Origin of the sequence: Flavobacterium aquiphilum (assembly GCF_027111335.1) — a bacterium.
Lineage (GTDB): Bacteria > Bacteroidota > Bacteroidia > Flavobacteriales > Flavobacteriaceae > Flavobacterium > Flavobacterium aquiphilum.
In genome coordinates, this window is record NZ_CP114288.1 from 4,926,774 (window position 1) to 4,942,493 (window position 15,720).

The 15,720-nt window shown below is 35.2% G+C and carries 8 protein-coding genes; all 8 read right to left on the reverse strand.

The genetic code is table 11. From position 1 onward, the window contains the following. Positions 1-144: 144 nt before the first annotated feature. The gene (locus OZP12_RS20085) at positions 145-1,233 is read right to left on the reverse strand and encodes a glycoside hydrolase family 18 protein (protein ID WP_281226874.1); all 1,089 of its coding nucleotides are present in this window, start codon (positions 1,231-1,233) and stop codon (positions 145-147) included. A 401-nt stretch (positions 1,234-1,634) separates the two neighbouring features. Further along, entirely contained in the window at positions 1,635-3,749 is a 2,115-nt protein-coding gene (locus tag OZP12_RS20090; protein ID WP_281226875.1) for a gliding motility protein RemB, read from the reverse strand. Between the two features lie 16 nt (positions 3,750-3,765). Continuing rightward, positions 3,766-4,509, reverse strand: coding sequence for a deoxyribose-phosphate aldolase (gene deoC / locus OZP12_RS20095; RefSeq protein WP_281226876.1), 744 nt, complete (start codon positions 4,507-4,509; stop codon positions 3,766-3,768). A gap of 101 nt (positions 4,510-4,610) precedes the next feature. Then, positions 4,611-5,003, reverse strand: coding sequence for a VanZ family protein (locus tag OZP12_RS20100; protein ID WP_281226877.1), 393 nt, complete (start codon positions 5,001-5,003; stop codon positions 4,611-4,613). Beyond that, positions 4,996-5,376, reverse strand: coding sequence for a glycine cleavage system protein GcvH (gene gcvH, locus OZP12_RS20105; protein ID WP_281226878.1), 381 nt, complete (start codon positions 5,374-5,376; stop codon positions 4,996-4,998). Before gcvH ends, OZP12_RS20100 begins: the two co-directional genes overlap by 8 nt. An 82-nt stretch (positions 5,377-5,458) precedes the next feature. Continuing rightward, positions 5,459-12,607, reverse strand: coding sequence for a T9SS outer membrane translocon Sov/SprA (sov, locus tag OZP12_RS20110; RefSeq protein ID WP_281226879.1), 7,149 nt, complete (start codon positions 12,605-12,607; stop codon positions 5,459-5,461). A gap of 24 nt (positions 12,608-12,631) precedes the next feature. Then, positions 12,632-13,213, reverse strand: a complete 582-nt coding sequence (gene ruvA, locus OZP12_RS20115) for a Holliday junction branch migration protein RuvA (protein ID WP_281226880.1) — start codon at positions 13,211-13,213, stop codon at positions 12,632-12,634. A 148-nt stretch (positions 13,214-13,361) separates the two neighbouring features. Then, entirely contained in the window at positions 13,362-15,644 is a 2,283-nt protein-coding gene (locus tag OZP12_RS20120; protein ID WP_281226881.1) for an NADP-dependent malic enzyme, read from the reverse strand. Positions 15,645-15,720 lie beyond the last annotated feature (76 nt).

Here is a 15,720-nt window from a genome sequence, read left to right on the forward strand (position 1 = left end):
TTGAAATTCGGTGCAAATATACAAATTAGATTCAAAAACGGTCTATCAAAATCAAATTTGAAAAATTAGTTAACTCTTTAGTCGGTTTTTACTGCTTAATTAGTTCGCATTAAAGAGAAAACAACATATGACAAGATTAAAAAACTATTTTTTAGTCTTCAATTCATAAATCGCATTTACCAAACCATCCTTGGCACTGTCCAAAGTAAGCTCCCAAAACATAATTCCTCCTAATTTCTTTTTTATAACATAAGAAGTTTTGGCTTTGACAGAAGCAATATCATCACTTGTGGCAAATTTTTGTTCTCTCTGGTTATACCAATATGGAGCGCTAGCTTTTTCATCCCAAAAATATTTCCAGCCATTTGCTTCGGTCAAAGTATCTTTGAAATCTTTAAAACTCACTCCACCAGTAGGAGTTCCAGACTGATACAATCCGTTGTTGACATCAGCTACATCTTTCCAAGTTCGGGTATAAAAGGCTGATCCAATAACTATTTTATGAGACGGAATTCCCAGTTTCAACAAATATTCAACTGCTCTATCTGTAGATTCTTCATTTTTATTGGTACTAAAAAGTGGTGTATGATGTCCTGTAACTTTAGAATATCCATTAACCAAATCATAACTCATAATATTCACACGATCCAAAAGAGGCATTATCAACTTCCATTCTACTGACTCATCCATGTACTTTTGAAAACCACCAGCTGCAAAACTTAATTCATTCGATTTTCCTAATTCTGCTCTCAAAACTTTGACTAATTCAGTAAAATTCTTCTTGTCTGCCTGCTGATATAAATGTCCAGGATGTCCTTCAATAGTTGGGTATTCCCAATCCAAATCCAAGCCATCTGTCTTAAAATAATCATTAACTTCTTTTACTGATTTTGCAAAAATTACTCTTCCATCAGCTGTAGAAAAAACCTCAGAGCAACTTGGACAACCACCCCAGCCTCCTAAAGACAACATTATTTTCAGTTTCGGATTTCTGGCCTTTAATGAAACTAAATGTTTAATAGCAATAGAATCGTTGGCGTTATCTACATTTAATTTTCCATCTTTCAAATGACAAAAACTATAAATGATATGAGTTAATTTTTCAATTTCAAAATTATCGATCTGTTTGTCGTCACCGGTGTAATATGCCAAAACTGCAAAATTTTTGGTTTTTTGAGCATGCAAACTTAAAGACAAGACTACTATAAGAACAGTCATCAGGATTTTTTTCATAGCTTTCATATTTTATTAATTTGAAAATATTTTAATTCACTAAATCGATTTACCAAACAACCAAAATTAAACCCTTTTTTCTTCTCCTACAAACAAATTATGATGTTAATTGTTTTTATCGCTGATTATAATGATTTTGATTAGCCTGTTCGTCTTACAAACTCGCGTCAAGATTAATCTTTAAAACCTTTCAAATTTCTGGTTTTTGAGCTAAAAATATTTTGAATCCATAAAAGCCCATTCCTTCCTTTTAGCCCCGACAGAAGTGGAAATCTCCAGATTTAGAAAAACAAGGTTTTTTTTGCCGTAGTTTTACTTTATCGGGAATTGTAGCGTATGGCGGGACTCATCATTACAAAAATGCCTTATGTTTTTGCTCCTAAAAAACCGAACGTAAGCTATTAATAATTAAAATACCAATTGAACACATCCGATCTAAAACCAATAGTAAACCAAGTGGTTTGCTCTTTGAAAACTGTCGGCGTAGCAGTTGTAGGGTCAAAATTTCTAAATAAAAAATTTCCAAAAAACTTCAAATTAGTTGCGGGATTTACCAAATACCCAACCTGAACTTCGGATATAAAAAGCTTTGTTTTATTACCTTGCCCAACTTCTACTCCTTTATCATAAGGCCTATTCAAGTCATAATCCTTATAGATATTTTGTCCATAGTTGTAATTATTAGTTGCTGTATCAAAATCCAAACCTCGTGTTCCCCAAGTAAGTTTCGCATTTGAATAAAATCGGTCTTTATGATAATAGCCTAACAAAACCAACTCCTGGAAATTACCTCCCCATTGATGTCCCAAACTTTGGTTATTATGCCCATAATTGGTAATTGGTTCGCTATGTGAATACGTATAAGGGCGAACATGGTTAAACTCCATTTGCAACAACAAATTATCCACATGAAAGGCATTGAAATATTTCGCACCCAATTGATAACCCAACTTGTTTTTCCAACTTTTTTCTCCTGCAAAAATATCTCCCGTTGAAAACTCATCAACTAGAAATTGACCGTAAAGATTCACTTGATTATTCCATTTGTATTTAGAACTTAATCCTAAAACCGCATTCCCGCTTTTGGAAGAAGAAGAAAACTCAACTGCTCTGTAAAAAACGATCGGGTTCACAAAATTGGCATCAAAACCTCGTCCGTTTGTATTTGTCCAAATTGCTGATTCAAAAAAACCTAAATTCAATTTGTTCGAAACATTCCAACTCAGATAATGATTCACCATATATTTGGAAGCATAGGTTTTATCCACGGTGACCTCAGGACGAACATCCTTTAGCCACATATAATTTACCGTGTATTTAATTTTCCAAAAATTAGCATCTATCTTAAAAAAAGGATACGGACTAGCTCCATCACTTAAAAACAAAGAACGATAACCATCCCCTATGAAGTTTTTACCATAACCCAATTGCAAATCCAAAAATTTTGCGGCATTATAAGAAACATTCGCTTCGGCCATTGGAAAATCGTAAGCATCCGAATTATATGGTTTTGCAATACCAATTCCAGGAACAATAGCAGGATTCCCTCCAGAAGGTTTTATCGAATTGGCATACGCATTGTAGTAATCGGCAAAACGTCCTTGGCTTTCATAAAATGTAGTAGTAAAATTCAAGCGAGGCCCAAGACCTCCTTTGAAGTTAAGGGCTCTTGTATTGACAAACGTATAATCTGTTTTACTTGGATTAGAAATTCCGCCTTGTACGTCAAACAAGAAGTTCAATGCAAACCAATATCCTTCTCCTTGTATTTCGGCTAAATTTTCATTCCAGGTTTTACGTCCCCACCAACTTGTCTTATTTTTCATAAGAGCGGCGTTGACTTTTTGAAAGTTATAATATTTTTCAACCTCAGCATAAGTATAAGGTTTTGAAGCCGTATGATTATTACTCCCCACCCTGTTTATATCGCCATCAAACTGTGCATAATAACTGTGTGAAAAAGGAATCGCTAAATGACTTGAAAATTGTGGATTATTAAAACGTTTGTAAACAATACTATCTAACTCTGTCAAACCCTGATTAACATTAATATTTTCTTTCTTTGCCTGATTGGTAGCCGCAATTTGCTCCGGAGACTGCAACGGAATATCAATATTGATGTTAAACTTGGAATACGTTGGGTTCCCAGCATAAGTAGGTGGTTCAATTTTTGGAAAACCTGCAAAAACCCTTTTAGTTTCGGCGATAATTTCTTCATTATTAGAATTAACGTACAGCACTTTAAATGTACCCGTAACATCAACTTCAAACAATACTTTTACTAGTCCTTTGTAATTATTCTGTTGCAACTTTTCGGGTACCTTAAAATTATGGTAAACCAATTGCTGCACTTCGTTATAGAAGCAATTTTTCAGATCGTCAGCTTGTAAATTTTGGCAATTTAAAAAAACTGGAAAGCGCTCATCGGAGATTTCCACTTTATTGGAAGCAGGAGTCTGAGCATTTCCAGCCAATACACTTAAGAAAAGAATAAAAGAAAAATATTTTTTAATCATTTGAATTTATATCTAATCAATATTGAGAAGAAGACTCTTCCCCATTTGCAATCGCTTTGGCTCCCGAAGTCCCTATACGTTTTACGCCAAGTTTTATCATTTGCTTAGCTTCATCATAAGTTCTAACACCACCTGCTGCTTTTACGGGAAGTGGCAATGCGTTTTCCAACATTATTTTTATAGAGTGAACAGTCGCTCCATTTGGCAAATTGTTTTCTGTTTTATAAAACCCAGTTGATGATTTTACAAAAACAGAACTATAGGATTCTGGTTTAAAAATTGCAACTACTACATCTTTAATCAAAGCAGATAATTGTGCAATTTGTAGATCGCTCAGGGCCGCCACTTCAATAATCCATTTTACTGTTTTGTTGTGATCTAATCCTAATTGAGTTCCTTTGAGAATTTCTTCTTTTATAAGATCAATTTCGCCTGCTTTGAACGCTTCATAATTGCATACAAAATCCAAATCGTCGGCACCATTTTGAATGCATTCACGAGCTTCAGCCAATTTTTTATCAATTGTAGATTTCCCTTCCGGAAAATCGATCACGGTTCCAACCAACACTTTTGATTGTGCTGCCTCAATCATTTGCTTTGCCAAAGCAACTCTATCGGGGCGAATCATTATCAATTTAAAACCTTCGTCGATCGCTTCTTGAATAAAACCTTTTGCGACAGCTATATTTTCATTTTCGTCCAAACCAGCTTGAACATTGGTTTTCAAATATGTCGAATCCAAATAATCTCTAATATTCATCTCAAAAATTTATAAGGTTAAACGGGGTAAAAATACATTATTCGAATGATATGACCTCAATCCTATATCACTCAAAATAAAAAAACCCACCGAAGTGGGTATTATTTCTTTATTATTGATTTTAAAATATTGAATTTATTACAACTCAACACAACAAAAATAGCCAATGTTGTTCCGACTAAATTAGCTACAACATCAAGAACATCGGCACTTCTAGTCGTAGTAAATAAACTTTGCAATATTTCAATTGTTATTCCAAAAGCAAATGAAAGCACAGCCGAAAATATCAAAGGTTTTGATATCGAATTGTATTGCAACTGTCTAGCGAAAAACAAAAACCAAACAAACGTAAATACTAAATGAAAAAAAGTATGAATACACTTGTCTAAATTTGGAATGTTTACAACCGGAATTTCATTTGAATTAACTAAACATAAGTAACTCACAATTCCTGTCCATAACAAGGCAATCGAAAGCAAAAGATATTTAGGCACCAATAAGTTCTTTGTATGCTTCACTTGAAAGCAATTGTTCAACCTCAGATGGATCTGAAATTTTCACTTTAATCATCCATCCAGCACCATAAGGATCCGAATTTACATTTTCTGGAGCACTTTCTAAATCACCGTTAAATTCGATAATTTCACCAGACAAAGGAAGAAACAAATCTGATACTGTTTTCACAGCTTCAACTGTTCCAAAAACTTCATCTTTGCTTAAAGTTTGATCCAAAGTTTCTACTTCAACATATACAATATCCCCTAATTCCTTTTGTGCAAAATGAGTAATTCCTACTGTAGCAATATCTCCTTCAAGACTAACCCATTCGTGATCTTTTGTGTATTTTAAATTTGCCGGTATGCTCATAAAATAATAATTGATAATTAATACTAATTTTTTGTGCAAATGTAACAATCTTATGCACAATTATGGTTTAGATTTTGAAAAATTAATTTCCAAAATTATATCTGAAAGTAAATCCTGAACGGATATTCGTTATTGGGAATGAAGTCGAAATTACTGGTTTTGAAAAAGAGTGATTGTAATAAAATATTATCGTCAAATTTTTACTCAACGAATAATCGGCGGTAGTATTTATTGTCCATGTATTAGTACCTCCTCCCAACTGATTGTTATCATAATCCAAATAACGAACAATCGTTTGGCTATCCCTGTAAGTCAAATCCATCTTGATATTAATATCACTTTTTAAAATCCCCATCGGATTATCAGCCAATCGGGAAGAAAAAGTAACATCTTTTATACGATAACCTAAACCTACAGTATAGTCAACCCCGTGAACTTCCGTCAATAAATTATTATCAAAACTCATAGACAAGGCTCTGTCCCTTTTTATTTCGGTCAATAACTTCATCGAATTTTTCAATTCGAAATCGACTCTAATCAACGGATTAAACTGTTCCACCAAAGTAACATTTGACATAATTGTTGGACTATAATAATTCCCGCTGTCATCGATGCCATTTGGTTCTTTGGTATAATTAAAATTCGATCTAAACGAATTCACCGTATAGGATGCCCTGTAATTTTGTTGCAAAGAGAAACGTTTGAAATTTTTCTTGAAAAACTCATAACGCATCAATCCGGTATATCTGATAGCCCAATTAGGTAGCGGGAAACTTTTAAAAATATCAAATGAAACATTATCCGCACTTGTCCCAGAATACGCTGCCAAAAATGAAGGTAATAAAACCGCCTGACTGGAACTCGAATAGCCTTTTGGATAGCCTTTTGAATCAAGATTTGCCGGATCATTAATATCAATCCCCCTTTCGGTTGCCAGCCTATTAGCTACTGTAAGCCTGTTATTTCTAAATTGATCAAAAGCAGTCGATCTAACTTCGTTACTGGTCGAAAAAGAAGTTCCAATCAATATTGTCGAAACTGAGAAATTACCGAAACTGTATGGAGATCTCGGATTGTAACTTCCATCAGCACCAACATCATACTGTTCTGAGAAACTTTCCGAATAAGAACGATCACCCAATAAATCAATTTTCAAATCTGGCGTCAACTCCAAATTAGCAGAACCCTTAAATGTTTCAGTATTGACAGTTGTGTAGTTTTGGTTGAACTCTTGATAAGTAGTCAACCAACCTCTTTTTGCGGCTTCATATCGAACATCGCTTTGACTACCGAAAACAAATCCCATAGTAGGTTTTGAAGAACCAAAGAATCCAACACTTGGAAGATACCCCGGCAGATTTGTTCCTTCGTTTTGAGTAAAACTTAAAGTAATACTTTTTACGCTCGTCAATATTCCTTTCAAACCATCAACAAACTGATTTTGGTTGATCTTTCTTGCCGCATCCACTTTCACAATTTTTTCACCTGGCTTTGGCGCTGCAACTGGTTTTGGCTTACTGCCAGAACTTTTGGAAATCCCTAAATATTTATATAGGGTTTCCATATTCATAGTTGAATTAAAACTAGTCGACCTAGCATTCTGAACGGTATTCCCTAAATCATAGGTTTCACCTTCAATCTCTATATTAGTCAAAGCATTTGAAGCTTTCTGCCAACTATAGTCTCCTGTATATGTATAATTAGCCTTGATAAAACTTAAAAACGGAATTTTTTCAAAAGGAATTTCATAATTCAAAACAAACTGCTGCATATGGAAATTTGGGGTTCCCGTATCGAAATAACCATCCCAAATAGTCACATCATCCATAGGCTGATTATTCTCATCCAAATAGTTTTTCACCAAGTTTCTGGAAGCTGCCGTGTAGTTTATTTTTAATGATTTAGTCAAATTAAAATTAAAACCATACTGATAATTGAAACCAAAGTTTCTTCGGTACAATGGCTCAAAACCGATACCAATTTCCTCTACCTGTCTAAATTGTTGCTCATTGCTTTGTCTGACCACATTAGTATTAAACGTGATACTGGAAGGCAAATAATTAAAATTAAAATCCTTCAAGAACTTCCAATAACTGCTTTTCGACATGAACTTCGTTTTCTGAAAAGGCTCTATTGGCTTAGGTTGAAAAGAATAAGCATAATCCACTGTTGTTCTGGACTGCTGATCTTTATTCTTTTCAATCTCAAAATCGTGACGTTCTACTTCATTATAATATTGCGAAAAAGTAAAATTTTCGGCATCATATGGCATCGGTTTTTTTTCGGTCGGTCTTTCTTTACGAACCCCAATCAAATTGATGCTTTTACGTTTGGTATAGTCAATCGCCTGATCCAATTTAGTCTTTCTATCCTCAGCGTTTTCGGCATTATCCAAAACTTGTTTCAGTTTGATATCTTCATAAACAGGGTCGTATTCAGGTTTGATAATTTCCTCCCCTACAGAATAATTAAAAGGTACGTTCACACCCCATTTTTTAGGTAAAAATTTACCCAAATTAATATTGGTAACCACATTATACTGTTGGATATCTTCCCTGCTTCTTTCGTTAGGACCTTGTTCAATAGTTCCAAAACCGATATTTTTCATGTTTCCGGTTAATGAGACTGTCGCCAAATCAGCAAAATTAGTATCGATATTTAACAAAGCTGCCATTCCTCCCTTGTTATCCATATCGGCCAAACGAAGTTCATTGAACCACACTTCACCTTTTATATCCTGATGCAGTTCATTACTTTTTACACCAAGCATTATATTTCGAATCAACCCTAAATTGGGATTTCCTTTGATTCCTAAACGCAGCTTAGTGTTACCATCACCATCTGGCTCACTTGGATCGTCATCCGAATAATAAATCCCATCTGGCGGCAAAGTTGATTTATCAATTTTCAAAGACTTAAGTTTTAATTGTGTCAATGATGCCAAAGACAAATCGATTTCGTTCTCCGTTGGCCAAACTAATTCCGCATTCAACGGTGGACATTCTTTACCTCCTGAAGAAGAGGCAACCGTAACTTTCAAAGGAATTTCCACTTGATAAAAATCAGTTGAATAATCGGCTCCAAAACGCAAAAAAGCTACCATTTGGTTATCTTGTAAAGCAATTTCTCCCGGCAAAGATTCTGCATGCAAAAACATTTTAAGTTTATTGTATTGACGCATATCAATATTGAAACTTTTGAAAGCCCCACGTCCATCTTTAGGTTCAAGTCCATTTCCTGAAACTCTCATTGATAAAGATTGCTCATTCTGACGGATAAGCGTATTATTATTGTACAACTCCTCTCTTACTACACTTGGCGGAGTTACATAATTTATTGGGCATCTGGTGGAATTTTCCTCAATATTTACCGAAGCCGTTTCAAAAATAGTCCCGTCATCATCCTGATTGGTATCATTATAATCCAACGCCTGAGCATAACGTCTCCATTCTGCTCTTATTAAATCCAATGCCCCAAAACGCAACGTAACCTGATCGGTAAAATTGGTCATAAACATTCTCATGAATCGGATAGACCTAAAATCAGTTATTTTCCCAATAGTATTTTCCGGTTGAGAAATTGGAATCTTAAACTGAATCCATCTGGCTTCAGTCGTATTTCCATTTGGTAATGTAACCGACGTATTTCTTATGTCCGCAATATAATTTTGCCCAACGGTCATATCTGGTTTCATTTCAACACTGTATTCATAATACGCATTGATAGTATTCATAGTGTTATCCCTATTCACGTCTTCCACATCCGGAACTGTTGAAGAACCTCTATTGGCAGAATTAATGTCAACATCTGAATTTCCATCAATTCCATTATAATTTTTATAACGACTTACTATGTCACCTGAAGTATTCAAGTAGTAAGTATAATTATCACCTGCCGGGTCGGGTTGTGAAGCATAATTAGTATACACTTTTCCCTCTTCGCTGGTAGGAAGCCCATCAAAACCTATATCCTGGCTAGTTCTATTACCAGAATTATTATCAAAAGCATAAATCAATGATTGAGAAGCTGGCGCATTTCCCCAAACAGGAGGCGGACTTACCAAAACTTGATTAGAGCCAAAACCGTTTTCATATACTTTTCGTCCATCTTTCAAGACATCTTCTGAAATTTCCCCAAGGTTAAAATAGACTTTTCCTGTATTTGATTTTGGAATACTTCCGGTTCCTACATAAGGATCCATAACCCAAAATTGAATATACTCTACGTTGCTTTGTTCAAAATTTGTTGAACTTAAGGATCTCACTATTCCTCCAAAATTTTCTTTGGGATTATTAGATACATTAGATGAGTTATTATATGGTCCACGTTCTTTTGGATAATAACTCAAATCCAGGGTACTCACAACGAGCGACTGCCCCTGTACTATATCAGTCAGCGGATACAATTCTTCGCTATAAACTCTTCTCGTTGTATTCAAGGACAAATCATCATTACTTATTCCCGATGGCTTTGATGTATAAAAAACAGGATCTATAGAATACCAGGATAGTTTGGCTCTTTTGAAACCATAATCCAACCCATCCAAGTTTCCGTTAAAATTATAAGTACTGGTTGTATTATTCTCTGGCGTCGATGACAATGACCAAGCATAAGGCGAACGCAAATCTATAGAAGACTGTGAACTTTCAAAATCGTCAACATAAATAGTAGATTCTCCTTGAAATTTATCTCCATTAGATGCATTAGGCATCAAATAAGCCAATTCACCCCTTACCGAAATATTGGAAGAAACATCGGTATCAATATTTGGCAATTTATTAACCAAACGAGTAAAAAATGGCACTTGTGAAGAGAAATTTCCATGCAATCCAAAAATGGAATTATTTACAGATTCCTGGCCATAACTTGATTTTTGGGTAAATGGCTTCTCTTTCATATTCAAGAAAGTAGCCCCGACCATAAAATTTTCTGAAATTAAATGATCTACATTAACCCCAAAAAATCTTCTTGTCTGTTGTCCAAAAACAGAGTTGTTTTCCAATGAAATTTCAACAGGTGTATTTGATGCCTGTAATGAAGGATCCAAAATTTGTACTCTCCCCAATTGATAATTGACACTATAATCGACTCCCTCAACCAAAACCCTACCAGCTGCAGTTACTCTTACCGATCCCAAAGGAACGTTGAATGCCCCAATAGGAATTCCTTCACTCCCCACAGATTTATACTTTCCTCGTAATAAAAACTTGTTCACTTCGGGATTTTGTATGGCTGCTGCTTGAGTAAGCCTGTACATATAAGGGTTTACGTACTTTCTTTGGTTTTCGTTATAAGTCTTTACATCATCGTAATTTGCCGGAGCATTTGGATCATCCAACTTTTTAAACAATAACTCACCAAAAGGTTCTTTGGTCGTAAAAATGATTCTACCGTTTTGTGTATCTACTGTTAAACCTGGAATAAAATCAAAAAAACCATCGCCGCCAGCTTGCGGATCATTGTTGTAGTTCAATTTATCCAAATTAAGGACTTTCAACAAAGTAGTGTTCTCAATAGTATTTTCGGGAGTTGGGTTCGCTGGAAAAGGATGCCCCTCTACTGGAGTTATGTAATTTAAAGCCGAAGGGTTTTTATATAAAACATTCAACCTAAAATCTTCTTGCTGTAATTGATAAGCTCCTTGTATTTGATAGATATTTTTCATCATCAAATTCCAAACTGGATCTGTTACGTTCGTCAAACTACTTTTTAACATTTTAAGAACCAAAGTCTGAGAAACAATCGTTTGATTGGATGGCTGTGATCCATTAACCACTGTTGCCTCAATACCGTCATTTCCAAACTCACCCACCTGATAAACTTTATCTCCGATAGAATATTGATAAGCTACCGCCAAAATTTCATCATTCCCCAATCGTTGTTGAAGGGAAATATATCCAAGCTGTGCGTTAAAAGTGTACTCATTCGGCAATAACTTTCTGGCATTCTCCAATTTCGAATAATCTCGTCCTTCACTCACACTGATAGAAGGTGAAAAACCAGAACTTGCCGTTACTATTTCACGGATATTATCATTTAAATAACCTGAATTGGTTTTAATTAAAGTTGGGTCATATAAGTTATTCGCATTATCTGATGGAGAATCAATTGGTTTGACAAACATCCCTGTAGAAGGATTAAGCACAACCACTTTATTATCTGGAACATTTTTCAATTGCGCTTCCCCCAAATCCTGAATCGCTATAATGTTTCTTAAATTATTACTGGTTGTATTTACCCTATTTTGCTTATTGGTAACCCAAACTTCCAACCTTGTTATTTGGATTCTCGAATCAATAAAAGGGTAATTTTTTAGCGAAGCATCATATTTGTCCCTAAAATATTGAGACAAAAAGAAGTGACGGTCATTATCATAATCCAGACCATACATATCAAATTCCTGAATAGTACCTCCACCTTGAGCAATTACACTTTTGGCCTGAGATTTTTGTTCTGAAAAAACACCGGTAACCGTTGTTTTCCCAAATTGTAATTCTGTTTTTACCCCAAATAAACTTTGTGCTCCTTGAATCAAAGTGCTATTTAACGGCATGCTAACATTTCCTACTTCAATTTTTCGAATAATATCATCTTCAGCCGGAGTATATTCTAATTTCAATAAATTTTGAAAAGCAAAAGTAGACTGAGTATCAAAATTGGCATTAACCTGAAGTCTGGTTCCCACTTTCCCCAACAAACTCATACTTATCCTTTGATTAAAATCGAATGAAGTATTTGTCCTGTTACGTTGAGAAAATGCCGGATTATCCTGTTTGGTATACAACATTCCCAAATCTATCTCAATGGATCCAGTAGGTTTTACATCAATAGTATTACTTCCAAAAATAGATTCAAAAAGCCCGGATTTTATGTAATACCGTGGCAATAAATCTTTTTTGGCGGCATCACTTCCTATTTTGTTACCGTCAATAGCGTCAAGTTTTTTAGCAAAATATTGATTCATTGATTCTCTCAGCATCAATTTTTCATATTCAGCAGGAGTCAAAACAATAGGGTAATTGATATTGTAATCGTCTACGGAATTACTATAGACATAAGTATCAGTAACTGGATCATAGGTATAGGCAGACAAAATACTTTTAGGGTTTGCCAGCTTTATTTCCCCTACATCATATCCTTTTTTTACGGTGTCCTGAACAACACCTTGCACTTGAGCCTGTGATATAAAACCACAAAAAAATACCAGCAAAAAAATGTAAATTTTATGCATATCGATCAGGCTTCAAATTTTCCTTTATAAATTTTTTAAAGCTTTTTTAATTATAGCCTCTACAGTGGCTTCGGGATCTTCTTTGATGATTTTCTCGATGACTTTTTCGGATGTTTTTCGGACAAATCCAAGAACTTCTAGTGCAGATAACGCTTCTTCTTTATTTGTATTGCTCAAAGACATAGAAACTTCATCTAAATCATACAATTTTAACACTTTTTCTTTTAAATCAAGTATTACCCTTTGTGCCGTTTTACTACCAATCCCTTTTATTCTTTGAATGGTAGCCACGTCACCTGAGGCAATAGCATTGATAATTTGTTTAGGTTCCAAGGAAGAAAGCATCGTTCGAGCGATGCCCGCTCCAATTCCTGATACCGACAACAACATTTTAAAAATTTCTCTTTCTGATTTTTCCACAAAACCAAATAAAGTATGTGCATCTTCCTTTATTTGAAGGTGGGTATAAAGTTTTACAAAATCAACATTGGGCAACAACGAATAGGTATGTAAAGATATATTTACTTGATAACCAACTCCTCCACAGTCAATCACGACATCAGTGGGTGTTTTTTCAACTAATTTTCCTTGTAAGTGTGCTATCATAAAATAAATTATCTATTCAAATATAAGAAAATTTGAGATTAAAAGACAAATGATTCGTGCATATTGGACTACTCTTTTGAGTATAAACCAACACATTACATTTAAATCTTAAAATCTCAAATTATAATTTCTGGGTATCTTGGTTCTATTAACCGTTCAACCTCTTGCTTTTTTCCTGTGCGTCAATAACCGCAATGGCAGCCATATTGACCATTTCTTCAACACTTGCACCTAATTGAAAAACATGAACAGGATTTTTCATTCCCATCATAATTGGCCCAATAGAAGAAACTTTATTCAACTCTTTCATGAGTTTATAAGTAATATTAGCCGATTCCAGATTTGGAAAAACTAAAGTATTTACTTTTTTCCCAGACAATTTGGAAAAAGGAAATTTTGCAGCCAACATATCTGGATTCAAAGCAAAATCAGCCTGAATCTCGCCATCAACAACAATCTCCGGGTGATTTTCGTGCAAGAAAGCTACCGCATCTTTCACTTTTGTGGCACTTTTAAATCCTGAAGATCCAAAATTGGAATAGGACACCATTGCAATCACTGGTTCCTCGCCAAACATTCTGACTGTATTAGCTGTCATCACCGCAATTTTTGCCAATTCTTCAGCAGTTGGATCAACATTAATTGCTGTATCTGCCAAGAACATTGGTCCACGACTGGTCATCATGATATTTGTGGTCGCAACCAAAGCAGCATTTGGAGCCTTACCAATTACTTGCAACATTGGTTTTACTACAGATGGATAACTTCTGGAATGTCCGGAAACCAAACCATCAGCCTCACCTGTATTCACCATCATGGCTGCGAAATAATTTCTCTCTTTCATGAACTTTTCAGCATCAAAAAGCGAAACCCCATTTCTTTTTCTGGATTCCCACAAAGCTACAGCATATCTCGATCTTCTTTCATTCTCTTCATCCAGTTTTGGATCAATAATCTGAACATCAGCATCGAAACCTAATTCTTGTTTCAACTCTACTATTATTTCTTTATTTCCTAACAAAATTGGAAAACCGATACCTTCTTCATAAACAATTTGGGCAGCTTTTAAAACGTCCAAGTGTTCCGCTTCCGCAAAAACTACTCTCTTGGGATCAGTTTTTGCCCTATTGGTAATCATTCGAACCATTTTGTTGTCATTGCCAAGACGATTACGAAGTTCTTCTTCATACGCTTCCCAATCTGTTATTGGATTCAATGCCACACCCGATTCCATTGCGGCTTTTGCAACAGCTAGCGGCACAACAGCAATCAATCTCGGATCAAAAGGTTTTGGAATAATATACTCTGTACCAAAAACCAATTTGGTTGCATTATAAGCTATGTTTACTTGTTCCGGAACATTTTCTTTGGCCAATGCCGCAAGTGCTTTTACAGCAGCCATTTTCATTGCTTCATTTATCTTGGTAGCACGAACATCAAGTGCCCCTCTAAAAATGTATGGGAATCCAAGTACATTATTTACCTGGTTAGGATGATCGGAACGTCCCGTTGCCATGATAACATCCTTACGAGTTGAAATCGCAACATTATAGTCAATTTCAGGATTTGGATTTGCCATTGCAAATACTATCGGATTATCAGCCATGGTCAATAACATTTCCGAAGTCAACACATCCGCAGTTGACAATCCAATGAAAACATCAGCTCCCTTTACAGATTCTGCAAGTGAAATTGCTGGACCTTCTACCGCATATTTTTGTTGCAATTCAGACAGTGACGGATTGTCTTTTGTCAAAAGCCCTTTACTATTGAACATTGAAATATTCTCCCTTTTCACTCCCAAGGACACATACAAATCAGCACAAGCAATAGCTGCTGATCCCGCTCCTGATACAACCATTTTTGCCTCTTCGGGTTTTTTCCCGGCCAATTCCAATGCATTGATTAAAGCCGCCGAAGAAATAATTGCGGTACCATGCTGATCGTCGTGCATAACCGGAATATCAAGTTCTTCGACCAATCTTCTTTCAATTTCAAAAGATTCAGGTGCTTTAATGTCTTCTAAATTGATTCCACCAAAAGTGGGTGCAATATTTTTTACTGTCTGGATAAATTCTTCAACATTTTTGGTTCCAATTTCGATGTCAAAAACATCAATATCCGAAAATATTTTAAATAAAAGACCTTTCCCTTCCATTACTGGTTTTCCCGCTTCAGGACCAATATCGCCAAGTCCCAAAACCGCAGTTCCATTCGAAATAACTGCTACCAAATTCCCTTTGGCTGTATATTTATAAACATTGTTAATGTCTTTTGCAATTTCCAAACAAGGTTCAGCAACTCCGGGAGAATAAGCCAAAGACAGATCTCTTTGTGTTGCATATTTTTTGGTTGGAACTACTTGGATTTTTCCTGGAGTGGGCTCAGCGTGATACAATAACGCCTCTCTTCTTTTACTATTCTTATCCATTTTTATTTTTTATTTTTTTTTTAAGCAAAGATAACTGACTTCATTTAAACAGTTGCTTTTATAACATTCTTTATTC